The sequence below is a fragment of the Thalassospira australica genome (genome assembly GCF_044790785.1).
Taxonomy (GTDB): Bacteria; Pseudomonadota; Alphaproteobacteria; order Rhodospirillales; family Thalassospiraceae; genus Thalassospira; species Thalassospira australica_A.
Window position 1 is genome coordinate 1,342,003 of record NZ_CP085258.1, and the last position, 24,691, is coordinate 1,366,693.

Genomic DNA, 24,691 nt, shown 5'->3' on the forward strand with positions numbered 1-24,691 from the left:
CGTTTACTTCACCGGAATGCCGCGTGTCTTTTTCTGGCTTGGTCCCAGCAAGATCGGCGCATAGCCGATCAGAAACGCCAGCCACCCGGCAAGCCAGCACAGGGTTGCCACCGCGAGAACCGGGATATAAATATCCGGGAACTGCCCGACCAGAAGCCGCAGCACGGTTGAAACCCACACCAACCCGAATGCGGCATTCAAGGCCCGGCTTGCGCGCAATTCCCGCCCGGTATGGCCAAGCGCGGCCCGCCCGCCAATCGCGATAATCATACACGCCATCGCCCCGCCGGTAAGCCCATGCAGGGCATCACGCGCCGCAATTACATCCGGCCAGATATGGGCAATGCCAAACAATGCCAATCCGGCAGGTATCCAGAAATAGGCGAAATGCAACATCGCCACCAACGGATCACGCAGAGTCAGATGCCCGCGCCAGCGCGCCATGCGAAACCCGTGCAAGCAGGCCGTGATCAGCAACGCCGCGCCAAAGATGACGCCACCCGTATCCACCATCCCGATCACGATGGTGAAGGCAAGAGCCGCCAGACACGCGCCGTCAAACCGGTTAAACATCACCGGCATGGCACCGTTCGGGCGTTCGCGTTGCAGCCAGTTGCGCGTAAAGGCCGGAATGATCCGCCCGCCGATCAGCGCGATCAGAAGCACGATCAGCAAAATCGCACTTTGATAAATCACCATCGCATCAAGCGCGATCAGGCCAAGTGCACTTGCGACAAACACCCCGTCAAAGGCGGTAATCAGCCCGAGAATACCAAGGATTTTAAGGTTGCGATAATTCCGCCCCAGCACAAGCTCCCGCCCGGCAATCACGATAAGAGCGATGAAATAACCAAGCCCGCCAATGATGGTCAGGGCGGGCGGCAATGCCTCGCCAAAGCCAAGCGCCAGCCGCGCGATAAGCCAGCACGCGGCAAGCCCCATCAGCAATCCACCCGCAACGCCGGGCCGCCCCGTCCAGTTGGCAATCGCGGTCAGCAGGAACCCGCCAATCGCCGCCCCGCCAAAGCCGAAAATCATTTCATGCCCGTGCCAAAATGATGGACTGCCAAGCGATGGTGTTGCCACCCCATGCGCCATCCCCGCCACCCACCAGACCACGGCCACCACCGCAATCAGCCCGGCAAACAGAAACATCGGACGAAACGCGCCGCTCCAGAAAGGATGCGGTGCGGGGGCAGGTTCGGATATCGAAATCGGCGTGGTTTTGGCATTCATGATGGCCCCGGGGCAAAGGTTTGAATGCGTCATAATAGCGGCCTGCCATCCCGCCGCCTTGATATCGCGCAATTCGGGAAAAATGTCCGGGCGGCTGTCACCTCTTTGCAATATCGGTAAAATCCCGCAGGTTTTTGAGCAATAAGCCTTTTCTTCGCCATTTAACGCGCTAGATTAGGGAAAGCATTCAAGCATCGGCAGGCTTGCCGGTGCAGACCCCGCATATGCCCGAAACATGACAGGAGCCTTTTTCTCATGAAGATCACGTTTTCCGATCTCGCCATCCCGACCTCGGGCGCTGTGATCGCCTTTGCCACCGAAGGCGGCGATCTGATGCCAAGTGCGGTTGCGCTGGACGATGCGACCGGCGGCGCACTGGCCAAGGCGATCAAGGGATCGACCTTCAAGGGGAAGGCAGGGCAAAGCCTGCAGCTTCTGGCACCGGGCAATACCGATCTTTCGCGCGTTATCGTGTTCGGGATTGGCAAGGAAGCCGAATTTGACGTGATCGCCGCCCAGAAACTTGGCGGCAATGTCACCGTGCGCGCTCTTTCGACCGGCGAAAAAGAGGTTACAGTCCTGTTCGACATGGAAGGCATGGCCTGTGATTTCGCCACCGGTGCGATGCTGCGCGATTATCGTTTCGATAAATACCGCACGACCGAGACAAAGGAAGACAAACCGGTCCTGAAATCCATCGCGATTGCCGCACGCGATCACAAGGACGCCAAAAAACAGTTCGACAGTGCCAAAAAGGTCGTCGAAGGCGTGTTCTTCACCCGCGATCTGGTGTCCGAACCGGCCAATGTGCTGTATCCCGAAAGCTTCATGAAAGAAGTCAGTGCGCTTGAAAAACTCGGTATCGAGATCGACGTGCTCGACGAAAAGGAAATGAAAAAGCTTGGCATGGGCGCGCTTCTGGGCGTGGCACAGGGTTCGGCGCACAAGCCCTATATGGTTGTCATGCGCTGGAACGGTGGCAAGAAAAAGGACGCACCGATTGCGTTTGTCGGCAAGGGTGTCACCTTTGATACCGGCGGTATTTCGATCAAACCGGCCGCAGGCATGGAAGACATGAAATTCGATATGGGCGGGGCCGGTGTGGTTTCCGGCCTGATGAAGGCCCTGGCCGGGCGTAAGGCCAAGGCCAACGTGATTGGCGTCATCGGCCTTGTTGAAAACATGCCCTCAAGCACTGCACAGCGTCCGGGTGATGTTGTGACCTCGATGTCGGGTCAGACCATCGAAGTCATCAATACCGACGCCGAAGGCCGCCTTGTCCTGTGTGACGCGCTGACCTATGTGCAGGAAAAATACGATCCGAAACTGATCGTCGATCTTGCGACCCTGACCGGTGCGATTATCATTGCGCTGGGTCATGAAAATGCCGGGCTGTTTTCCAACAATGATGAATTGTCCGCCCAGATCACCAATGCCGGTCTTGCGGTCAATGAAACCGTCTGGCGCCTGCCGTTGTCCAAGGCCTATGACAGCCAGCTTAAATCCGACATTGCCGATATGAAAAACGTTGGCGGCCGTCCGGCCGGTTCCATCACGGCGGCCCAGTTCCTGCAGCGCTTCATCACCAAGGATCGCCCGTGGGCGCATCTTGACATCGCCGCGATGGCCTGGGCGACAAAGGATAGCGAAGTCACGCCAAAAGGCGGCACCGGTTATGGCGTGCGCCTGCTGGATCGTTTCGTTGCTGATAACCACGAAGCCTGATCAAAGATCAAACGCATATTGCAAACAAAAACGCATCAAGGCCGGGGAGCTTTCCCGGCCTTGGTTTTAGAAAATACCTTTTACTTTACGCCGATCTGATCAACGGCTTTCTTCCAGTCCTCATCATCCTGAAGGTCTTGGCGATCGTTATTCTGGCCGGAAACCCAGACGTCAAAGTTCTGGCTTACGGCATTAGTGTTCTGGCATCTGGCGCGTGCTGAGATCCAGGGATTCACGTCCAATGTGTTCATGATCGTCTCATACGCCTCAACGTCGTAATATTTGTCATAGATGACATTGACGCAGCTTGAATACCCCTCGGGTGCCGGGGCTGTGTTTCGTGACAAAACGTATCCTTGACCATACTGTGTACGGTCCCGGAAATAGAAGGTTTGCTGATAAATGCTCTCCTGACTTTGGGAAAGCGATGTCGTGTTATAGAAGGCTTCGGCGGCTGGTGTTGCCGTTATACTCAATGTGACGGATTGATTGCCAGCATCCGGGTTGTTCGGGGAAATCTTGCCAAAGGCATCTGCGGCCGCCTGATTGAGAAGTTGCAGGCCGACCCCTTGGCCCGGCGGGTTGGCACAGGCCAGCTGCAAGACCATGGAACCGATATTCTGGCTGCCGGGTGTCGGTTGCCATTCGGTGGCATACAGTCCGACATTTGCACCATTTGCCGTGCAGACATAGCGCTGCATTGTCGGGTTTTTGTGCCCGCGGGAACTGATGTACTGTCCGATTTGCGTGCTGCCTTCCTTGATTTCCTGCCCCTGATAAAGCGGGTAGTAATCGCCGTACCGCCATAGATCAAGGGGATCGGTAATGCGTTTACACAACGAGGCAACAATTTGACTGTCATTGGCGGTGTGCACCTTGTAGCCAACATTGACACCCTTGACCTGGGTCTCCTTGCTTTCGCGTTGCTCGGCTTGCAGGGTGCAGGCGATCTGGGCATTTGCCGCTTGGGGCAAGCCCAAAGCAGCAATCGCAGTGCTAAGATAGATTAAAACAAGACCAGACTTCATAACCGTTTTAACTCCATGCTGTAACGTCAGTCTGTTTGACGATGACAAGCTTATTTCGTGATGGGTTAGGAGGACTGACTTGCCCGGTCTGACGGATCAGGGTAGAAATCGACCATGGCTGACATCTGGTTCTATCATCTGACCGCGTCCCCGCTGGAACGTGCATTGCCGACCCTGCTGTCCAAGACATTGGAGCGGGAAAAACGTGCTATTGTAATGACCGGAACCGAAGAGAGGATCGAAGCGCTCAATACCCTGCTTTGGACCTATGACGCCGCAAGCTGGATGCCCCATGGATCGAAATCCGATGGCGATCCGGAAATGCAGCCGGTCTGGCTGACATCTGATGATGAAAATCCCAACGGCGCACAATTCCTGTTCCTGACTGACCGCGCCATCAGCGAGAAGATCGCCGATTATGAACGTGTCATCATGCTGTTTGATGACCGCGATCATGATGCCGTGGCCGAGGCGCGCACGCGCTGGAAAGACTGGAAAGAAGCCGGGCACAAGCTGTCTTACTGGCAGCAGACCCCGCAAGGGTCATGGGAAAAGAAGGCCGAAAGCTGAGTGCGTCCGGCCTTTTGTCTTTGTTTCTTGTTTCTGATCAGAACTGCTTGATCAGCAATATCCAGTTCTTGCCGGGATTTTCCCAATCTTCCTTTACCATCGCGCGCTTGGCGCGCTGGATATAGCCATGCCGTTCATAAAGGCGGATGGCACCGGGATTGCCGTCTGATGCGATGAGGCTGATGGTCTGTTTTCCGGCATTCATCGCGTTGCGTTCGGCCGCCCGGATCAGCTCCGACCCGACCCCGCGATTGCGAAATGGCGGAAACACCGCCAGCACGTTGATGTACCAGCTTCCCGGTGCCAGGCTTTCAAGTTCAAGCAACGGCAAAAACATCGCCGGTATTTCCGTCGGATCAATCGGATCAAACGCATCGGGCAGGGCATAGTCAATCAGCGCGCCCATGACCTGATATTCGCCAACGCCAAGCGTGGTGTTGCGATAGGAAAAACCGCCTTCGTCGCGCTTTGCCCGTCTGCGCCCGACATCCCATGCTGTTTCGTCGCCTTCAATCATGTCCTGCCACAGATAAACTGGCAGGCCTTCGCCCGCGATATTGATCAGTTTCGCCATGGTATCGGCGTCGTTAACAGTGGCGCGTCGTAAATCCATCGGCGGTGTCGGGCGATCGACATCCGGTTGTGCCAATGATTGTGCCGCCGGTTTGAAGCTCATATTCATTGCTCGTGTCCCGTTATTCCGGTTTTGTTTCTGATCAGCCTGCTTTGCGAAGCTGCGCAAGGGCATGTCCGGCCATCGCATGGACATGACGATGATCGGTCCCGCAACAGCCGCCAATCACCGAAAGGTTCGGCAGAAGCCTGGCCAGATCGTGATAAAGGCGGCCAAGCTCGTCCGGATTGCCGTCGTCAAGATGTTCGCAGGCATCAAGTTCCTCGTGGCTTTGGCGCGATGCATTGGCCCGAATGCCGCAAATGCGGTTTTTCCACGCGCCATCGCGCTCAAGCTTGTCGCGGAAATGGTCCGGGTGGGCGCAATTGATCATGTAATAAACCGGATAGGCCCCGGTCTGCGCATCAACCATGGCAATCACATCGCCAATGGTTTCCCCGCTTGGCAAACAGCCATCGGTTTCAACCGTAAAGGAAATCACGCAAGGCATATCCGCATCCTTGCAGGCTTGAGCGATGCCAATCGCCTCTTCGGGATAATTCATGGTGAAGGCCGAAACCATATCGACCGGCGTTCCGGAAAACGACCGGACCTGAACCGCGTGATAATCGCGTGCCTGCTGTGCCGTCATGCGTTCCGTCGGGGTATAGCCATCACCGCGCGGACCGATGCAGCCGCTGATCAGGCACGGGGTATCAGGTGTCTGATACTGATCGCGCAGGTCGACCATCATACGGATCGATTTGTGATTGATCGCAGCCAGTTCGCTAGCGTCATAACCCATGCGCACACCCCAGTCGGCATTGGCGCGCCATGTCGGGCTTTCAAGCACGAAACCGACCCTGGCTTCGCGCGCGATTTCAAGGTAGCGGACATAATAGGCAGCAACGCGGTCATAGCCGTCGGTCGTTTTCAAAAGATCGAACGATGCGAAACACGGGATATCGATCCCGTCGTGAAAAATAAGGGTCGTTTCAAGCCCGCCGTCGGTGATGAATTTGGTTGGCGCGAGGGGCGGCAGGTGATGGTGGATTGTATTCATGATCTCGAATTTCACATTTTGGGTTTCAAAAATTCTACCCGGACGCTATTCAAGCCAGCGAAAGAGCAGGGGCCGAAGTCTCGCCCCGGTTGGGTTTTGCATCTAGTGGGCACGCGGTACGGTTTCCGGGCTGATATAAAGTTGTTTGAAAACAATGGAATATGGAATTGGCGCGGATTTCTGACGCATTCGGGGGTATTCTGTGCGACGGAAAACTGTACCTGCGGTAGGGTAATGTGATGAACCAGATGACAGATCAGGCGACCGATACGACTTCGGATCAGCTCAAGGGCAAGGGGGAACGCACCCGCGACCGTATTCTCGAGATCGCTGAACAGTCCGTTCTGGCAAAGGGATTTGCCGCAACCTCGATCGAGGAAATCATCTGCGAGGCCGGGATCACCAAAAGCGGGTTTTTCTATCACTTCAGGGATAAGAACGAACTCGCGCGCGCCCTGTTGCTACGCCATATTGATCAGGACGAAATCATCCTCAATCAGGTATTTTCGCGCGGGCAGGAACTGGTTGACGACCCGCTACAGCAATTCCTGATCGGGCTCAAAATCCTTGCCGAACTGGTCGAGGATTTGCCCCAAGGCCACCCCGGCTGCCTGATTGCGGTATACTGTTATCAGGAACGGCTGTTTGACAATGAAGTCCGGCTTTTGAACCGGCAGGCGGTGCTGGGCTGGCGTACCCGGTTTCGCGCCATTCTGGATCGGATCGTTGAAATTTATCCGCCTAACGAACCGGTCGATCTTGATGAACTTGCCGATATGGTTTCAACCGTGGTTGAGGGCGGCATCGTGATGTCAAAGGCGCTTGGTCGCCCGCATATGCTCGCCAATCAGATCATGCTGCTGCGCAGTTTCGTCAAACTGCTGTTTACCCGGCAGCCTGCCTGATCGGATGGGGATTTAAGGCGTGCCGCTGCCGCCAGTACCGCCAGTACCGCCAGTACCACCTGTGCTCATGACATCCTCAAACAGGATTTCCACCAGCGCCTTGGTGACGTCATTCTGGCTTAATTTCCCGTCCGCCATTTCATTGATCGCCGGGAAACTGTCCGCCGACAGGGCAAACAGGCTTGTCTGGATTTCCGATGCCCGCACCGGCCAGTCCGGGTCAATTTGTGCCAGACCCAGCAACATTGCGCGTGCCATCTGATCGGTATCACCGCTTTTGATCGCGTCCTGTACCTGCGGGATTTGTTTGGCCTCGGACACGGCAACGTCAAGTGTTGCCAGAAGATCGGCCAATGCCTTTGCCTGAATCTGAATATCCGTCACCGGGTAATTCTGTTCAATGTTGCGCAACGGGGCGACGGCGGCCGATGTGCCGTAACTCGACAGATAGGCAATCGCCCCGCCCAACTGCCAGCTTTCCCACTTTTTCCACGAGCCGGCTTTAAGGTCATCGATCATCGGGGCGGCAATGGTGCCGCCATATTGCCGGAAAATCTGGTCAATCGCCTGTGGGGCCGGGCGGCCGGTCACGCGGGTTGCTTCCTGCGTTGCAAGGGCGGCGATATCTTTCAGGGCCTGTTGATAGTCGCTTTGTGCAGTCATCGGAAAGCTCCCGTTTCATATGTCACGATATCACGCATCAACCGCTGTCCACCAGTTGGCATAGCGCACATTGCCAAACGCCGTCTGACCGTCATAGGGCGTGCGCAATTCGTTGGTGCCACAGTGAATCTCGCCCAGTTGAACATGGTAATTGGTCCAGTCATCAATGAAATCGCATGTCGGCCCGCCGCCAATCGCGGCGATTTTCTGACTCAAATCACGTTCAAAAAGATCGTATCCGTGATTGACGTGATCTGTCGGATCCTCGATCCAAGGCCCGAAAGGTTTGGGGATCATCAGGCGACGATTGCCGACAAACATGTTTGGCATGTCACCGGTCAGGGCACCGCACTGGAAACCGCCCTGTTTGCCCGGATAGACGTTAAAGCCGTTGTCCCGCCCGATTGTCCAGCCAGAAACCTTGTCGGCAAAGGTGAAGTCACCGGGATTATAGCCTTCCGGGAAGAAGATGACCGGAACCTTGATGATATCGGTATCGACCAGATCGAATGCATTTTTCAGGAGTGTGACATTTCTGGCGATAACTGTTTCAACCCCGCCAATGTTCCAGTCGCGCAGTTGCTTGTATGTGTAATTGCTGTGATCGCGTGGATTGGTCAAGGGTGCCGGGCCATTGCCCAGAAAGGCATTGATGGTCGCGCCAACATTGGTCCCGTTGATTTGCAGGCTGGTATAATCAAAACGATTATGAACACCATCCCATGCCGCACGATTAAGCACATTTGCGGCACCATGTGCACCCTGGGCGGCGGTCATCAGGCGGTATGCCTCTGCCGGGCTTGCCACCAGAAGCTTCCATTTTTTGAAGGCACTGGCCGGATTGTTGTCGGGTACAAAGGTCATCATTTCATCGACATGACCAACCAGTAGCCAGTCCGTATCAAGAATGATCGGTGTTTGCATATTCTGGGCGGCCATGAAGTCGCGGCTGCTGGCATCGACCCTGTGATACCGGTTATGGCCGTAATAAATCCGGCCGTACCTGTACGGTGTGACGATGCCATTCGCCGTTTTCTGAACCGGTGGCGTTACGGCAATATTTCCGCCCGAATTGGCCGAGGTAATGGCATCTGCGCTTCCTGCTGCCGGATAGGAAATGCCGACATTTGCACTCAGCAATGTCTCGTACACCCAGTTTTGCAGGGGCCGCCAGCGGTGGGCTTTCATGAAAACATCCTTGTTTTCAACACCTGTTCCGTTACCGGGCCATGAACAGTGACCCGATACAATGGTGTCGCGCATCCAGCGGTCATCCCTGGCGGCAACGGTGCCCCCGCGATAGTTTGCCCATGTATTGCCGTTCAGATAGGGAACACCTGTTGGGGTTGCTGCGGCGGGATCGCCTACCGTGACCGGGATAACCGGATTGTCCGCACCGGCAGCCGCACCAAGATCAACGCGAAACTGTGCATTGTTTGCGTTGGCGACATACATGCGGGCAACTGTTTGCAAATGGTGATTGCCGACCCACCGTGCTGCGACAACCCGGTCTGCATAAAGATAGCTGGGGTTGCCTGCTCCTGTGACCTCGGGCTGGATCACATGCAAAACGATGCGGACTTGACCAGAGGTAAACCCGGTACCGGCAAACCGGACGGCTTCAAGGGCAAAGAGTTTGGAAGCGCCGACATTGCCGGTTGTAATCGCTGCGATGTCCGTCGTTTCGGGACCAATGATTTCGGTGCTGTTATTCAGAATACCATTGAATATCCGCAAATGTTGCCGGGCCGGGTTTTCACCACCAGCCCCGATAACGCGCAGTTCCAAACCCCAACCGCCGGGTACAACAGGGGCACCTGCATTCGGGCCAAGTGCATTTCGCCGGATTTCAAGACGGGAGGTGCCGGTCACCAGGTCATTGTTCCCGTTTACCCGCTGATCCTGATTGTCGGCATAGCCGACAGCGGTGTTATTGCCATCACGATTGCAGTTAACCGGAATGATCGCGCCAATACCTCCCACGCCATATGTGATGGCGGGTGGTGTTACCTGATTAAGGATACCGGCATCATCCAGATTGCCGTCACGATTGCGGTCCGTGTGAAGCGTATACCAGACAACATCAAGATTTTTGGCATTGGTGGCATCACCATTCACCACAATATTCTGCTCGTCCACCGGGACGAAACCGGCACCGCTAACCTTCAGCCGCCACGTACCATCCGCAATATCAAAAACATGCGAACCCGCGACATTCGGTGCCAGAACCAAGTCCTGTGTCTGTTGCGGATGGGCATCGCTGGTGAGCGAGATGCGCACCGAGTTGAACGGATAAACTCCGGCGGGGGCAGTAACCTGGACGGTGTAATTTGCCATGACGTCCTCAGCGGCTGGTAGGGGCGGGTGATGGGCTGTCATTCATCGCATCGGCGATCAAAAGCCGTGCCTGAAGCGCGTTGTTCAGAATGGCGATCCGGTCATCGATGGTGCCAAGGCTGGCATCCTTCAGGATTGCACTCGCCCACGGCTGGTTGCTGATGTCAGGGCCGCCGGTGAATTGTACGGTGGCGTAATCGGTAATCCCGTCCGGCGTTTTGACGCCAAGCCTGATCGCGGCATCTCCGGCGGCCTTGCTGGCAACCGCCAGGCTGTCGGCGTCATATCGGGCAACCGCATCGGGAATGGTGATCTGCAAATAACCGGGAAGCGATGCGATGACATCGTCAAGCGACGGCACCGGTGACGGGGTGGGGGATGGTGTTGGCGTCGGTGTTGGCGTCGGTGTTGGCGTCGGTGTTGGTGTGGGTTGCGGTTTGGGGCCACAGGGTGACTCTGGCAGGGCGGCAACGCTGCTGGCCTCTGCCACCATCAGTTTCGCCACCTCGTCGGCAAAGCGTTTCTCGGCCTGAAGGCGGCTGGCTGCACTCGCATCGAATTTCTGTTTGCTCATGATGCTCAGCGTCTTGAGCCGTTCGGCATCCTGTGCGCCAAACGCCGCCAGAAGATTGCCAACCTGCGGGGCGGCATCGGCAATGCGTTGCGACAATGCCTTGGCATCCTTGCCGCTGCCTGCTGCAATCAGGGTATCACCATCGCGCGCAAGGCTTTGATCATTGCCGATCTGCGCATTCAGGCTTTCAAGCTGCTTGGCGGTGCGAATGTCGATCTTGCTGCCGGTGATGGTCACACTGGTCGGGTATTGCGCCAGTGTTCGGGCAAGGTCGCTGATCCTGTCGGCATAGGCCATTTGTCCGGTCCCGCTTTGGTGAAGACGTCCTATGACGCAGGCAGGCGGGGTTTGTGACGGGTGGGATTAATACAAATATTCCCTGTTGATCATGTTGATCTCATGCAAGCCATGCGTAAATTGCATGCGCATCGGGATTGATGAATGACGTCCGGTTCGCTATACATGTCATATCGAACGCGCCGATTTGCTCCTCAGCTTGCGGGCGCGATAAAAATGCGGCTAAAGCGAGAGGGCGTACACGCTCCGACATGTACGACCGCCTCGGTTTCGCCGCGGCGGTTTTTTTATGTTCGGAAAAGGTTGGGATCCATGATCAGGCTCTCGAACGTCCAGAAGACCTACCCCGCACGGCGCGGAAGCCCGGCGCACAAGGCGCTGCACGGCATCAATCTTGATATCGCCGCCGGTGAAATCGTGGGGGTGATCGGTCGGTCCGGTGCGGGTAAATCAACGCTTATTCGCTGCATCAACCTGCTGGAAGTCCCGACATCAGGCAGCGTGATTGTCGATGGCACCGATGTCACGAAACTGGCCAAACGCGATCTGCCGCTGTTTCGCCGTCAGCTTGGCATGGTGTTCCAGCATTTCAATCTGCTGTCATCGCGCACGGTTTACGACAATATCGCCCTGCCGCTTGAACTGGCCGGGGCGAGCAAGGCCGATATTGCCGCGGCTGTTGATCCGTTGCTGCCGCTGGTCGGGCTTGAAGACAAGCGCGACCGTTACCCTGCCGAGCTTTCCGGTGGCCAGAAACAGCGCGTTGGCATTGCGCGCGCGCTGTCAAGCAACCCCAAGGTCGTTCTGTGTGACGAGGTCACATCCGCCCTTGACCCGGAAACCACCCGCCAGATCCTCAGCCTGTTGCGTGACATCAATAAACGCCTTGGCCTGACCATGGTGGTGATCACACATGAAATGGCCGTGGTCAAACAGCTTTGTGACCGCGTGGCGGTCATGGATGGCGGGGTGATCGTCGAGGAAGGCAAGGTTGACGGTATTTTCGCCAATCCGACCCACGCCACGACGCAATCGCTTCTGGCCGATGAATTTCTGGATTACCCGGCGCGGAACAATACTGCTGCGACCACCGGGCAGGAGGCTTAATCATGTTTGCAACACTTGCACCGATCCTGCTTCAGGCGACGCTTGAAACCTTTGCGATGGTGATATCGGCTCTTGCACTTGGCACCGCGTTCGGTTTGCCGCTTGGCGTTTTGCTGGCGACGTCTGGTCGGGGTGAACTGTTCGAAGCCCCGCTGTTTCAGAAATCCATCGGCCCGATTGTCAATGCGACCCGATCTGTCCCGTTCATCATTCTGGCCGTCGCGATCATTCCGTTTACCCGCCTGATTGTCGGTACATCGATTGGTACGTCGGCGGCGATCGTGCCCCTTACGGTCGCGGCCATTCCATTCATTGCCCGCATCATCGAAGGCGCTATCCGCGAAGTTGACGGCGGTTTGGTCGAAGCCGCCCAGGCCATGGGCGCACGCCCGTTCCAGGTGGTGACCAAGGTACTTCTGCCCGAAGCCCTGCCCGGCATCATTCACGGACTGACCTTAACCGCAGTCACCCTGATCGGTTATTCGGCGATGGTTGGCGCGGTGGGTGCCGGTGGCCTTGGCGATCTTGGCATTCGCTATGGCTATCAGCGGTTCCGCCCTGATGTGATGGCGGCGGTTGTCATCACCCTGATCGTGGTGGTGCAGATGGTGCAAAGCCTTGGCGACTGGATGGCGCGCAAGGCGGACAAGCGCAATATCTGATCGCTGTTTTCGTTTCTTAATCTTTTTTGAATTCCCGCAAAACACCACAGTAAACAAGGAGTTTTACCATGCGGTTTCTGCTTAAACTGACGGCTGCTGCCGTTCTGACCGCCGCCCTGACCGGGCAGGCATTGGCGAACGAGAAAATCAAGATCGGCGTTACCCCCGGTGCGCACGAAGAAGTCATGGAAGAAGTCGTCAAAGTGGCGGCGACCAAGGGCCTTGATATCGAAATCGTTAGCTTCTCGGACTATGTCATTCCCAACCAGGCGCTTGATGATGGCGATCTGCAGGCCAACAGCTTCCAGCACAAGCCCTATCTTGATAACCAGATCAAGGATCGCGGTTATGACCTTTCGGTGGTCGGCTATAACATCCTGACCCCGATGGGCATCTATTCCGACAAGATCAAGGATCTCAGCGAGCTTAAAGACGGTGCCGAAGTCGGCATTCCGAACGATCCGACCAATGGCGGCCGTGCACTTCTGGTCCTTCAGTCCGAGGGCCTGATCAAGGTCGATCCGGATGTAGGTCTGGTCGTCAGCCCGCTTGATATCATCGAAAATCCGAAAAACATCAAATTCGTCGAACTCGACGCCGCACAGCTTCCCCGTTCGCTGGCCGATCTGGATGCCTCGGCGATCAACACCAACTACGCCCTTGAAGCCGGTCTGAACCCGATCAAGGATTCAATCGCGATTGAAGGCAATGACAGCCCGTATGCCAACGTGATCGTTGTCCGCACCCAGGACAAAGACGCCCCTTGGGTCAAAACGCTGGTTGAATCCTATCACGATGATTCGATCCGTGAATTCATCGAAACCAAATATGAAGGCTCGGTCCTGCCGGTTTTCAAAATTTCTGAATAATCCCCGCGATTATTCAAAATAAGTTAAGCCCGCGTTCGGATCAGAGCGCGGGCTTTTTCATGTCTGTGCATAACCGGAATTTTCAGCCCGTCACCTATTATCTAATTCGACATGGTTTCAAGCCGGGCGAGGATGTCTTCACGACCCTTCTGGACAAGCTGGAGCATTTCCTTGCGGCTGCGTACCGGATCGCCCGCGGCAATCGCATCGGCAATCGCCCGATGATAGGGCAGGGTGATCCGCATGTTTTCAGGCAGGAGAACTTCCGGCGAGAGCATGGCATCAAAGAAATTGTCGAGCATCGGCAGCATATGCAGGATAAACTGGTTTCCTGTACCTTCAAGAAGATGCCGGTGAAAGGCCAGATCGGGCGCAAACCAGTCGCCCCGGCCTTCAAGGGCGGCTTCCATCGCATCGCAGCAGTCATACAGCACGCCAGCATCGAAATCCGGGTTCGAGGCACAGATTTCAACCGCAATGGTTTCGATGGCGGCGCGAAAACGGGCCATGTCTTCGACAAAAAGCGGATCGCGGCTGTATCGGAATCGCCAGGCGAGAACTTCGGGGTCAAACAGGCTCCAGTCCGAAAGTGGACGCACGATGGTGCCGGTTTTGCGGCGCACCTGAAGCATCCCCTTGGCGACAAGGGTGCGGACGGCTTCGCGCACGACGGTGCGCGATATGCCAAGTTCGTCTCCTATTTCGGCCTCGTTGGGCAGGATCGTACCAACGGGATAGCGGCCGCTGGTCAGCCATTTGGCAATCGCTTCGACCGCTTCCTGATGAAGCGAGCGAACGGGGGTTCTGATTTGCTGTTCTGTCACGTGCATTCAGATACTTCTTTTGGTTGCAGTTATGCTTTTCCGATCAGGTCTCGGTAAAGGCCGGTTCAAATCCATAAACCTTTTGCGGGTTTTCGCAAAGGATGCGTCGTTGCAGGGACGCATCGGGCGCCCAGTCTTGCAGTAATTGCAACATCTTGCGGTCATTGGGGCGCGGCGTGGTCTGGATATGCGGCCAGTTCGACGCCCAAAGCATCCGTTCAGGCGCATGTGCGACAAGCGCACAGGCAAGGGCCGAAACATCATTATATCCCGGTTGCCCGACACGTGAAACCTCATAAGGGGCCGAAAGCTTGACCCACACACGCCCGGTATCGATCAGGCGCAACAGGCACCGAAAAGCAGGATGATCGGGTGCCACCGGTTCAAGGAATTTGCCGATGTGATCGATCACGATCTGGCCGGGCCATGCGCGTATCTGCGCTTCGCGATCCGGCAGGTCGTGCCCGTCAAGCTGCAACTGGACGTGCCAGCCGCATGTATCGACCCGGGCGGCAATCCGGTCAAGCTGATCCCAAGGAATAATCCCGCCTGCCAGCATCTGAAAACGCGCACCACAGAACCCGGCATCACTCAGATCGCGCAACATGATGTCGGTGACCTGATCGTCGACAACCGCAACACCGCGTGTGTCGCGACGGCCAAGTGAGCGGATGCCATCGGCGGTAACACTGTTATCGGTGCCATAGGCGGTCGGCTGGACGATGACCGCACGGGTCAGTCCCAGATCGTCGCGCATCGCACGGTAACGTGCCACGTCTTCCTCTTCGGGGGCGGCGATTGCATTGGGCACTGTCGGTGCGCCCTTGCGATAGACATGAATATGGGTGTCACAGGCCCCGTGCGGGACAGTCATCCGGGGGACAACAATATCGCGGGTCATGTTGTGCTCCTGCTGGTTGGGGTTGCGGCGGCGAAACGCGCCTGCAAGCGGGTTGCGGCAGCGGCATTCACCGCCTCGCGCGGGATTTCACGGTTGGCAAGCTGCATGACCTGGGATGCAATATGCATTGCCTGTCCTTCGCTGGCTTGCGGGGTTTGCCCGCCGATATGGGGGGTGGCAATGACATCGTCGCGCCCGGCAAGCGCCGATGCGGGGCGTTGATCCGGCGCACTGCCGACATCCATCGCCGCGCAGGCGATCTGTCGGGTATCCAGCGCGTGTTCCAGTGCGGCCTCGTCAACCAATTCGCCGCGCGCCAGATTGATGAACATCGCATCGGGTTTCATCCGGGAAAATGCCCCGGCCCCGAACATCCCGGCGGTTTGCGGCGTGGAAGGGGCCAGGCAAACGACAAAATCAGACGTCGCAACAAGGGTGTCGAACGCCACGTTTCTGATCCCGACCGGCAAGGTGCCCGGGGCGGGATCGGTAATGATCACGGTCATACCAAGCGCCTGACCCAAAGAGGCCAATTGCCGCCCGATGACGCCAAATCCGCAAATGCCAAGCGTTTTGCCCGATATCTGCTGCCCCATGCCGGGGCTGGGATTTTGTCCGGTGCGATAGGCCGAAACCGAACGGCTGATGCCGCGTGCCCCGTCAATCATATAGCCAATCGCAAGTTCCGAAACCGACGTGGCAAAGGTCGGGATGGACCGCGTGACCAGAACACCGTTGGCCGATGCGGCATCGACATCGATCGTGCTGATATCAACCGCACAGCGCATGACGGCAAGAACATCGGTTGCGGCATCGAAAAAATGCCGGTCAACCGCGGTTTGCCGGTCGGCAATCACCAGATCGCATCCCGCCGTGGCCCGCGCCAAATCCACTCCGGCAAGAATGCCGCCTGTCGGATTAAGGACAAGCTCGCAATGCTTTGCCAGTTCGGCGCGGGCCCGGGGAGGAAACAGCAAGGGCAGGGTTTCCGGGGTGTGTGTCAGAAAGATTCGAAACATCATGGTCTTTCAGAATGGTCGTTGGCTTACCTGCTAAACACATAGGACGGTATCGCAACGGTCAGCGGTTCGAAGAACACGACAAGCAGCAGGGCGACAATTTCGGCTGCGATGAAGCTCCATGAATAACGCATGGTTTCGGCGTAAGGACACTTCGCAATGCTGGAGGCGACAAACAGCAGCACGGCAACCGGTGGTGTGGTTGACCCGATCTGGGTTGCCATAACCAGCGCCAGGCCCAGTTGCAGGTCATTGATGCCAACCGCATTGCCGATATGCACCGCAATCGGCACGGTAATGATCAGCACCGCCATGCTGTCGACAAACATCGTCAGGATCAGCATTACACCGACAAGCAAGAGGAAAACCGCCGTCGGGTTCTGCGTGGTTTCCATGATGGCCGACAGGATCATCTGGTTGAAATTAAGATAGGACAGCAACCAGCCAAAGCCGCTGGCGATACCGATGATGCCAAGGACCATGGATGTGGTGACGGCGGCTTGAACAAATATTTGCGGCAGGTCGCGCAGCTTGATCGTGCGATAGATGAAAAAGCTGACGAGGAAGGCAAAGATACAGGCGACCACGCCCGATTCCGTGGCAGTAAAGACACCGCCCAGAATGCCGGTAATGATGATCAGCGGCGCAACCAGAGCCGCCCAGACATCGACAAGCGACCGCAGGCAGCGTTTAAGGGAAAATTTCTGGCCGGATTTCTGCAATTCCGGGTGACGCGAGGGAGAAAGCGAATGCAGATAAACCACCGTCATCAACGCCAGTCCGATCAGGATGCCAGGAATGATCCCGGCAAGGAACAGACCGCCGACCGAAACGCTGGCAAGGGCGCCATAGACGATCATGGTCATGCTGGGCGGGATGATTGCGCCGATGGTGCTGCTGGTGGCCGTGATCGCGGCCGCGTAACCCGCCGGATAGCCCTTTTCCTTCATGGCCGGAATCAGGACCGACCCGACCGCCGATGTATCGGCGGTTGACGATCCCGACACACCGGCAAAGATCATCGAGGAAACGATATTGGCCTGTGCCAGACCGCCGCGCATATGGCCGACGACGGTTTCGGCAAAATCGACCAGTTTGCGGCTGATACCGCCACGCGACATCAATTCACCGGCAAGGATGAAATAGGGCATCGCCAGCAGGCTGAAGCTGTCGAGGCTGGAGAACATCTTTTGCGGATAAAGCGGCAATGCCAGTTCCGGCACGATCAAAATCCCCGCAAGCCCGACAAGGCCAAGCGACAGGATGACCGGAATTCCCAAAAAGATCATCACGAGAAGAGCGACGAAAAGACCGATAAGCATTGGTTAATTCCGAATTTGAGGGTCAAGCCGGGTATTGGGTCTGAAGAAGGCAAACAGCCGGCGCAGGGCGACGATGATCATATAGGCCGAACCGACAGGGATGGCGGCATAGACCAGATGCATCGGAAGACGCAGGCCGGGGCTTTTCTGAAATTGCAGGAATTGCGAAAGTTCAACCGTCCCGGTGATCAGCGCAATGGCCAGCGCAATCCACAACAGATCGACAAACGCGAAAAACACCGCACGGGCCCGTTCGGACAGGATATCCGTCAGGGTTTCCATCCCAATATGCGCACAGTGGCGGTAGGCAACGGGAACGCCCAGAAATACGATCCATATCTGGCCGTATCGCTGAAGTTCCTCGCTCCAGCTTAGCGACAGGTTCAGAAAGAACCGGTTGCACACCTGCATCGTCCCGACAATCACAATGCCAAGGAAGATGACAAAAATTATCATTTCGATTGTACGGTCGAAGACCGCCCAGAACCGTGTCATGTTGCTGCCGCCTTTTCCGATCAGTCGATATATCAATCCGCGCACAATTGGCCGGGCCGGTCCCGGCAAACGGGGACCGGCCCGGCCATTTTATTGTTATTTCGCGTCGCGGATCAGTTGCAGCAGATCGGTCGCATCAAGTTCGGCCGCCAGTTCATCCTGAAGCGGAACCGCATCTTTCTGGAACTGTGTCGTATCGACATTGGTGATTGTCATGCCGACATCTTCAAGCTGTTGCAGCGCCTGGCGTTCACGCACCGGGGCGAGCGCCCGGTTGACCTCGATCGCGAAGTCGGCGGCGTCGGTCAGAACTTTCTGGTCCTTTTCGGAAAGCTGGTTCCACAGCGGCAGGGAATAGGTGATGACCGTCGGTCCGAACAGGTGGCGCGTCAGGGCGATATGGTCGCTGACTTCATAGAGTTTGCTGGAAAACACCATCGAGGCGGCATGTTCGAAACCGTCCAGAACGCCGGTTTGAAGGGCGGTATAGATTTCGCCGAATGCCATCGGGGTTGCATTGGCCCCCATCGCGTTCAGGGCCGCGACATAGACAGGCGACTGAATGGTGCGGACCTTGAGCCCCTTGATATCTTCGGGGGTTTCAATCGCCGTGCCGTTGGTCACGACATTGCGATAGCCCCAGCTATATCCCCAGCCAAGAACCTTGAAGCCGGATTCCTCGAACCGTTCTTCAAGTTTGTCCCCAAGTTCGCCATCCAGCGCCCGACCGACATGATCGAAATCCTGCCACAGGAACGGCAGGTCAAGCACCCCGCCTGCGGGCACGATATTGTTGTAAACCGCAGTCCCGCCAACATTCATCGTCGCACCGGAACCAAGCTGCATGGCCTGTAAAACGTCCTGATCGCCGCCAAGGGCGCTGGAACCGTACACTTCAAATTTTAGGCTGTCGGAATGGCTGTTGACATAGTTCTGCATGATCCAGGCGGTCATGCCATTGTCGTTTTCCAGATCGGCAACCGATGACATCGCCATCTTGATGGTGGTCTGGGCAGAAGCCGTTCCGGTCAGTGCGAAGCTGGCGCAGGTCATCAGGCACGCACCGGCAAAACGCCGGGCATTTTTCGAGATCGTCATGGAATTCCTCCCTTCCCCGGTCTAGCGCGGGGTGGTCTTGTTTGATTAATTCGTTAGAGAAAGCAGCGGCAAAGTCTTTTGACTGCAAGGCTGAGGTGCCCGGCGGTGGCGACTCATCTTCTGTTTCTGTTAAAATAGTTAATACATATTATGTATGATGTAAAGAGAGTTGTAAATTTTTAGAACAACAAGGTCGAGGGAGGATGTGCGAAATCGCCGCTTTCCCGATAGGGGAAATCCGCAAGATCATTGGGAATTGTTTGTTTTGATGATGTTTTTCGACCGCACTTCCGGTGTTTAAGGGGGGGGCTTGCCTGTATTGTCCGGAGCGGAATTAATGATGTACTATGCAACAAAGGGGACCAATGATGGTCCCCTTCGGAAGATTCGGTTCATGATGATGCCGGATGGTTAAACCGGCTTAGTGACAGCAGGAATGCACCGGTTTGGAATCCTCATATAAATCGTGCAGCTTGACCCAGTCCATCACCCCGTCCTCGTTGCGGCCATAGGGCGTCAGGTCGAGAAAGGCGTGTGCGCCAATCAGGGCGTCGCCCGCGCGGGCGTAACTTGAATAGGTGTGGAAAATCTCGCCGGTTTCGGGATCGCGGACAAAGACGCTTTCACCGTGAAGGTCTTCCATCTTGCCGGTATAGGGCGCGTAATTATAGGTCGCGGTGCCTGCCTTGACGTCATCAGGGCGGAAGGAGGCATCGAAATCGTAATTGAAATCAGACCCTGCCGAGGAAACCCACGGGAAATCCCACCCCATGCGTTTCTTGAAATCCTGAAATTCGGCAAGCGGCGCGCGCGAAACCGCGATCAGTGTCACATCGTGATGTTTGAGATGCAGATTGGCACCGTCAAAATGATCGGCAAGGAACGAGCAGCCAACACAGCCTTCTTTCCAGCCGGGGCCGAACATGAAGTGATAGGCAATAAGCTGGTTGCGGCCATCAAACAGATCGGCAAGCGATTTTTCACCGTCGGGCGTGTCAAAGACATAGTCCTTGTCGACCCGGACCCATGGCAGGGCGCGGCGTTCCTCGCACAGGCGGTCATAGGCGCGCATATGTGCCTTTTCCCGTTCAAGATGCGCCTTGCGGGCATCGAGCCATTCTGCGCGAGAGACGATTTCGGGGCGTTTCATCATATCCTCCTTGTTGATCGGGTGGCGGCGCTGATCAAAAGGCGATGCAAGGACGATCGCGTCAGGGAAGGTCGATGGGCCATTCAAGTTCATGTCGGGGCCGGTCGGGTTTCTGACCGGTCCCGGTTTACATTCCCGTGCAGGCGTGGTTTTGCATCTCAGCAGCGGTGCCGGTTTTAAGATTGCAGTTGGCGTGGGCAAAATTGTCAGCGTTGCGTGACGCATCGGGTGTACCGTGGTCCCAAACCGTGCGTTTAAGCGACCAGTCGACCTTTGCGGTTCCGCATTCGGTGGTCCATTCGGGGGAATTTTCCGACGCATGGCGTTCCGCCACGACTTCGGCCCCGAACCAGTCGGCCAGACGGGCAATGCGTTTATTGTCGCTGGCCGTGACGCCCATGATCGACGCAAGATCAAGCTCGCGGAAACCAAAGGCGATCATCATCGTGCTGGCTTCGATGGCGGCGCGGTAACGCCCCCAATGGCTCGGCGACAGCTCGATCCCGAAAATCGCGGTATCCACCGGCAGGTCCTTGCCGCGCAGGCCGACACAGCCCAGAAGATCACCGGACGATTTATCAAAAATCCCGACCTGGAAATTGCGCCGCGGCTGTTCTTCCTGCCATGCAAGGAAACGGTCAAACAGCGCATTGCTGCTGGCCCGCGTGCGGTCATTATCGGGGGGGCCGTATAGGGCGCGATAACGGTCATCCATCTGATAGGCGACGAATGCCGCCCGATCCGAGGGCGTAAAATCGCGCAGGATGAAACGCTTGCTTTCAAGTCTTGGGGGGAGTTCCGGACTTCGCATTGTGATTACTCCACAGTTCCGGTGACACAGGCTGCCTGTTTCAGGGCCGGGTCGAGCGCAGCATCGCTTTTTGCGCCGTCCGCCCCGTCATCGTTATTTGTGTCACAACGCGCGTCGCGCAATGCGATCAGGGTGCCAATCGCCGATAAAACCATCAAAATTGTGCAAATAATCGAAATAACCTGCAAACCGTCCGTAAAGGCCGCGCGTGCCAGTGGCAAAATGTCCGATGATATTGCCGCAGGAAGATCATGCAATGCGTTGACAGCCCCGCCCAATGTGCTGCGGATGGCGTTCGCGGCCTCGGCCTCGATCCCGGTCGGCACGGCCTCGATCATGACATCGCGATAGATCGCGGTGCCGACACTGCCCAGAATGGCAATGCCAAGCGCACCGCCAAGCTCGGCACTGGTTTCCGACATTGCCGCTGCCGACCCGGCCCGATCCGATGGGGCCGATGCCACCACCATATCGGTACAGATCATCGCAACCGGCGTAATGCCAAGCGAGAAGATCGTCGCACCGGCCACGAGGACATAAAGGCTGACGACGCTGCCCGGCCAGGACAGCATGCCAAAGCCAATCGCAGTCAGGATCAGGGCACCGGTCATCACCTGTCCCGGTTTGAACCGGCCCATCAGGACGGGTGCCCCCATCGAGCCGACAATCCCGGCGACGGTGGCGGGCAGCATCGAAAGTCCGGCCTGAATCGGCGTCAGGCCGATAACCAGTTGCAAGGCCTGTGACAGAAACAGGAAATAGGCCATCCCGGCAAAGATCACCGCAGTCTGGATCACAATCGGCAAAGAGATGGTTTTCTGTTTGAGCAGATCAAGATCCAGCAGCGGATCGGCAAGCTTGCGTTGACGGCGGATGAAAACCCATGCGCCAAGCAGGCCTGACACGAGTGCGGCAAACGCATCACTGCCAAAGCCATAAGCGGCAATGACCTTGACCCCGTAAATGATCGCCAGAACCGAGCCAAGCGACAGCGCCGCACTGAACAGGTCCAGCCGGCCAAAGCTTTCGGCCTTGTGTTCGGGCAGAAGGATCGGGGCGACAATCAGCAAAAGCACCATCACCGGCACATTGAGCAGGAAAACAGCCCCCCACCAGAAATAGCTGAGAACAAGCCCGCCCAGAAGCGGTCCGGCAGCCGTGCCGACCATAAAGGTCGTCATCCATGCGGCGATCGCAAAGGACCGTTCCTTGTCATTGTGGAACATCGACCGGATCAGCGACAGGGTAGAGGGCATAAGCGTCGCCCCGGCAATGCCCAGCACGCCACGGGCAAAAATCAGCATTTCCGGCGTGTCGGAAAAGGCCGCAAGGATCGAGGCTGCACCAAAACAGCCACCGCCGATCATCAACAGCTTGCGCCGGCCGATCCGGTCGCCAAGCGTACCCATGGTGATCAGCGATCCGGCAATGAAAAAGCCATAGATATCAACAATCCACAGCAACTGGTCACTTGTCGGGTTCAGGCTTGCGGTCAGGTGGGGCACGGCAAGGTGCAGGACCGTCATATCCATGGCGATCAGCAGGCAGGGCAGGGCCAGAACCAGAAGGCCGATCCATTCGCGACGGGTGGCTTTGTTATCGGTGGTCGGTGACGCATGAGGTGACGCAAGGGGGGCATCGGGACGTGTCGGGGCGCTCATGTCTCGTGTTTCCTGTGTTTCTTGTGGTGGCATAGACCGCGACGGGTTGGGGCCAATCGCGGGGATTTGTGGCTTCGATCTTCAGTCGGGGCGATGTTGCGACCTTAACCGTGGTTGAGGTCAAGACGGAAATCGGGGCAAAATCATTCCGAAGTACAACAGACTTCGAGCTTGTCGAGTGCGCTGCTCCATCCTTGCTGGTGCCCATCACGCGCAGCCTCGTCAAAGAACTGCGTGTGATGGAGGGTTAAGATGGTGGCCGCTCCGTCATCCTCGGCCATAAAGGTCAGGGTCACGTGCGATTTGCGCTCGGGCATGGTGATCCACTGCCAACTGAATGACAGCTTTGCATCGGGTTCCACCGCGTCATAAGTGCCACTGACATCGTGGATTTCACCGTCGGGACCTGCTTCCTTGAACCGGATGCGAAAGGTGCCGCGGGTCCGGGCATCAATTGTGGCATCGATCATTTCGCAGCCCGCAGGACCCCACCATCTGGCGAGTTTTTCCGGGTCGGTCCAGGCGGCGTAAACCTTTGCCGGTGGGGCGGCAATCCGGCGCCGGATCATCAGGCTCGGCTTGTCTGGCATTGTATCGGGCATCAGTCCCTAATCCTGCTTCTTTTCGGTTTTGGTGGCGTCGTCGTCTTCTTCTTCAAGGAATGCGGCAAGCTGATCGAGTTTGTGCGACCAGAAGCGCTGATAGCGGGCCAGCCATTCCATGGCGTGCTCCATCGGTTCGGCATTCAGGCGCACATTGACCGTCCGTCCGGTCTTTTGCCGCGCAATCAGCCCGGCATCGGACAGAACATCCAGATGTTTCATCACCGCAGGCAACGAAACGTGAAACGGCCGCGCCAGTTCACTGACCGACAGGTTTTCTTCCGTCTCCAGCCGGGCCAGAAGCGCACGGCGGGTTGGATCGGCAAGGGCGGCAAAGATGTCGTTCAGTTCGGCTTCTTGATACTTAACCATGAGGTTAAGTATTGATCAGGCCACGCCACCCTGTCAATCAAAAGTTGATCCCGGTTGTCACCATGCCCTGCCACGCGGTCAGAAGGGCAACACCGATAAACAGCAAACCCGCCGCCCGCCCGATGAAAATCGTTGCCACCGGATTGCCGGTAATCAGGTTGCGGCTGGTCCCGGCCGCAAGGGCCAGCGCGCCATAAACCGCAATCTGAACCGCAGCGGTCATGATACCCATGACAAGCGCCTGCGACCAAAGCGGCCCGTAATGCGGGCGGATGAATTGCGGATAGACCGCAAAAATGAACAGATAGGCCTTGGGATTGAGCATGCAGGTGATCATGCCCTGACGAAACGCGACCCAAAGCGATGCGGTCTTGGCCGCCCGGATGCGATCAACCGTGATGGCACTGCGCAACAGCGTGATGCCGATCCAGACCATATAGGCCGCCCCGGCAAACAGCATGACATTCAAAAGCCAGGGCGCAATCGCCAGAAGGGCGCTGATGCCGATGGCACCCAGCAACGTGTGATACACCCCGCCCAGCATGATCCCGGCGGTGGCCGACAGCCCGGCACGTTTGCCGCCGGTCAGGGAATTGGCAATAACGAAAAACATATCCATGCCGGGCACAATAATGATGCCTGACAGCAGAACAAAGAACAGCCAGAGATTTTCAGCATATGTCATGGGGCGCTCGTAATTTATCAGCCGAACGACTTGATCGGCAGGGATAAACTAGCAGGGCGCTCCTGACAGGCTCATGTCAGGATAGTTCGGGGATTCTATGTT

The 24,691-nt window shown here is 56.7% G+C and carries 24 protein-coding genes and 1 pseudogene; 6 read left to right on the top strand and 19 right to left on the bottom strand.

What is annotated here, in order from left to right:
* Nucleotides 1–3: 3 nt before the first annotated feature.
* The gene (locus tag LG297_RS06435) at nt 4–1,236 is read right to left on the bottom strand and encodes an NnrS family protein (RefSeq protein ID WP_404426099.1); all 1,233 of its coding nucleotides are present in this window, start codon (nt 1,234–1,236) and stop codon (nt 4–6) included.
* 255 nt (nt 1,237–1,491) lie between these two features.
* Between LG297_RS06435 and LG297_RS06440 the strand changes: the two genes are divergently transcribed.
* A complete protein-coding gene (locus LG297_RS06440; protein ID WP_404426100.1) occupies nt 1,492–2,961 on the top strand; it encodes a leucyl aminopeptidase in 1,470 nt (489 codons plus the stop codon).
* An 80-nt stretch (nt 2,962–3,041) separates the two neighbouring features.
* On the opposite strand, the gene LG297_RS06445 is transcribed toward LG297_RS06440, so the two are convergent.
* On the bottom strand, nt 3,042–3,989 hold the full coding sequence (locus LG297_RS06445; RefSeq protein ID WP_404426101.1) for a hypothetical protein: 948 nt from the start codon (nt 3,987–3,989) through the stop codon (nt 3,042–3,044).
* A 114-nt stretch (nt 3,990–4,103) separates the two neighbouring features.
* On the opposite strand from LG297_RS06445, the gene LG297_RS06450 reads away from it, so the two are divergent.
* Nucleotides 4,104–4,559 (top strand): DNA polymerase III subunit chi, encoded by a 456-nt coding sequence (locus LG297_RS06450; protein WP_404426102.1) that lies wholly within the window; start codon nt 4,104–4,106, stop codon nt 4,557–4,559.
* Nucleotides 4,560–4,596: 37 nt separating this feature from the next.
* Here the strand turns inward: LG297_RS06450 and LG297_RS06455 are convergent, their stop codons facing one another.
* Nucleotides 4,597–5,235 carry a GNAT family N-acetyltransferase gene (locus LG297_RS06455; protein ID WP_404426103.1) on the bottom strand — a complete coding sequence of 213 codons (639 nt, stop codon included), beginning with the start codon at nt 5,233–5,235 and terminating at the stop codon, nt 4,597–4,599.
* A gap of 40 nt (nt 5,236–5,275) precedes the next feature.
* The gene (locus tag LG297_RS06460) at nt 5,276–6,235 is read right to left on the bottom strand and encodes a homocysteine S-methyltransferase family protein (RefSeq protein ID WP_404426104.1); all 960 of its coding nucleotides are present in this window, start codon (nt 6,233–6,235) and stop codon (nt 5,276–5,278) included.
* 239 nt (nt 6,236–6,474) lie between these two features.
* Between LG297_RS06460 and LG297_RS06465 the strand changes: the two genes are divergently transcribed.
* Nucleotides 6,475–7,140, top strand: a complete 666-nt coding sequence (locus LG297_RS06465) for a TetR/AcrR family transcriptional regulator (protein ID WP_404426105.1) — start codon at nt 6,475–6,477, stop codon at nt 7,138–7,140.
* Nucleotides 7,141–7,152: 12 nt separating this feature from the next.
* On the opposite strand, the gene LG297_RS06470 is transcribed toward LG297_RS06465, so the two are convergent.
* The 3 genes from LG297_RS06470 to LG297_RS06480 are packed head-to-tail and all read right to left on the bottom strand — an operon-like array spanning nt 7,153 to nt 11,011.
* Nucleotides 7,153–7,803 (bottom strand): hypothetical protein, encoded by a 651-nt coding sequence (locus tag LG297_RS06470; protein WP_404426106.1) that lies wholly within the window; start codon nt 7,801–7,803, stop codon nt 7,153–7,155.
* A 30-nt stretch (nt 7,804–7,833) separates the two neighbouring features.
* Entirely contained in the window at nt 7,834–10,140 is a 2,307-nt protein-coding gene (locus tag LG297_RS06475; RefSeq protein ID WP_404426107.1) for a protein-arginine deiminase family protein, read from the bottom strand.
* A 7-nt stretch (nt 10,141–10,147) separates the two neighbouring features.
* Entirely contained in the window at nt 10,148–11,011 is an 864-nt protein-coding gene (locus LG297_RS06480) for a hypothetical protein (RefSeq protein ID WP_404426108.1), read from the bottom strand.
* A gap of 312 nt (nt 11,012–11,323) precedes the next feature.
* Here LG297_RS06480 and LG297_RS06485 point away from each other — a divergent pair.
* The 3 genes and pseudogenes from LG297_RS06485 to LG297_RS06495 form a co-directional block, all read left to right on the top strand.
* Nucleotides 11,324–12,052: pseudogene (locus LG297_RS06485) on the top strand (methionine ABC transporter ATP-binding protein); the annotation flags it as partial.
* Between the two features lie 68 nt (nt 12,053–12,120).
* A complete protein-coding gene (locus LG297_RS06490) occupies nt 12,121–12,780 on the top strand; it encodes a methionine ABC transporter permease (RefSeq protein WP_007091436.1) in 660 nt (219 codons plus the stop codon).
* 68 nt (nt 12,781–12,848) lie between these two features.
* Nucleotides 12,849–13,649 (top strand): MetQ/NlpA family ABC transporter substrate-binding protein, encoded by an 801-nt coding sequence (locus LG297_RS06495; RefSeq protein ID WP_404426109.1) that lies wholly within the window; start codon nt 12,849–12,851, stop codon nt 13,647–13,649.
* Nucleotides 13,650–13,750: 101 nt separating this feature from the next.
* Here LG297_RS06495 and LG297_RS06500 read toward each other — a convergent pair whose 3' ends face one another.
* The 12 genes from LG297_RS06500 to LG297_RS06555 all read right to left on the bottom strand — a co-directional run bounded on the left by LG297_RS06500 (nt 13,751) and on the right by LG297_RS06555 (nt 24,589).
* Nucleotides 13,751–14,479, bottom strand: coding sequence for a FadR/GntR family transcriptional regulator (locus LG297_RS06500; RefSeq protein ID WP_404426110.1), 729 nt, complete (start codon nt 14,477–14,479; stop codon nt 13,751–13,753).
* A 37-nt stretch (nt 14,480–14,516) separates the two neighbouring features.
* Nucleotides 14,517–15,374: an amidohydrolase family protein gene (locus LG297_RS06505; RefSeq protein WP_404426111.1), complete on the bottom strand. Its 858-nt coding sequence runs from the start codon at nt 15,372–15,374 to the stop codon at nt 14,517–14,519.
* On the bottom strand, nt 15,371–16,396 hold the full coding sequence (locus LG297_RS06510; RefSeq protein ID WP_404426112.1) for an NAD(P)-dependent oxidoreductase: 1,026 nt from the start codon (nt 16,394–16,396) through the stop codon (nt 15,371–15,373). The genes LG297_RS06505 and LG297_RS06510 overlap by 4 nt, the downstream gene beginning before the upstream one ends.
* Nucleotides 16,397–16,419: 23 nt before the next feature.
* Nucleotides 16,420–17,715, bottom strand: a complete 1,296-nt coding sequence (locus tag LG297_RS06515; RefSeq protein WP_404426113.1) for a TRAP transporter large permease — start codon at nt 17,713–17,715, stop codon at nt 16,420–16,422.
* A gap of 3 nt (nt 17,716–17,718) precedes the next feature.
* Entirely contained in the window at nt 17,719–18,210 is a 492-nt protein-coding gene (locus LG297_RS06520; protein ID WP_404426114.1) for a TRAP transporter small permease, read from the bottom strand.
* A 96-nt stretch (nt 18,211–18,306) separates the two neighbouring features.
* Nucleotides 18,307–19,308, bottom strand: coding sequence for a TRAP transporter substrate-binding protein (locus tag LG297_RS06525; protein WP_404426115.1), 1,002 nt, complete (start codon nt 19,306–19,308; stop codon nt 18,307–18,309).
* A 421-nt stretch (nt 19,309–19,729) separates the two neighbouring features.
* Nucleotides 19,730–20,551: a DUF899 domain-containing protein gene (locus LG297_RS06530; RefSeq protein WP_404426116.1), complete on the bottom strand. Its 822-nt coding sequence runs from the start codon at nt 20,549–20,551 to the stop codon at nt 19,730–19,732.
* Nucleotides 20,552–20,585: 34 nt separating this feature from the next.
* A complete protein-coding gene (locus LG297_RS06535; protein WP_404426117.1) occupies nt 20,586–21,269 on the bottom strand; it encodes a GNAT family N-acetyltransferase in 684 nt (227 codons plus the stop codon).
* A 5-nt stretch (nt 21,270–21,274) separates the two neighbouring features.
* Nucleotides 21,275–22,930 (bottom strand): MFS transporter, encoded by a 1,656-nt coding sequence (locus LG297_RS06540; RefSeq protein ID WP_404426118.1) that lies wholly within the window; start codon nt 22,928–22,930, stop codon nt 21,275–21,277.
* Between the two features lie 143 nt (nt 22,931–23,073).
* Complete coding sequence (locus LG297_RS06545) at nt 23,074–23,532, bottom strand: SRPBCC domain-containing protein (RefSeq protein ID WP_404426119.1); 459 nt, start codon at nt 23,530–23,532, stop codon at nt 23,074–23,076.
* A 6-nt stretch (nt 23,533–23,538) separates the two neighbouring features.
* On the bottom strand, nt 23,539–23,904 hold the full coding sequence (locus LG297_RS06550) for an ArsR/SmtB family transcription factor (RefSeq protein WP_404426120.1): 366 nt from the start codon (nt 23,902–23,904) through the stop codon (nt 23,539–23,541).
* Between the two features lie 37 nt (nt 23,905–23,941).
* Nucleotides 23,942–24,589, bottom strand: coding sequence for a LysE family translocator (locus LG297_RS06555; RefSeq protein ID WP_404426121.1), 648 nt, complete (start codon nt 24,587–24,589; stop codon nt 23,942–23,944).
* Nucleotides 24,590–24,691: the final 102 nt, after the last annotated feature.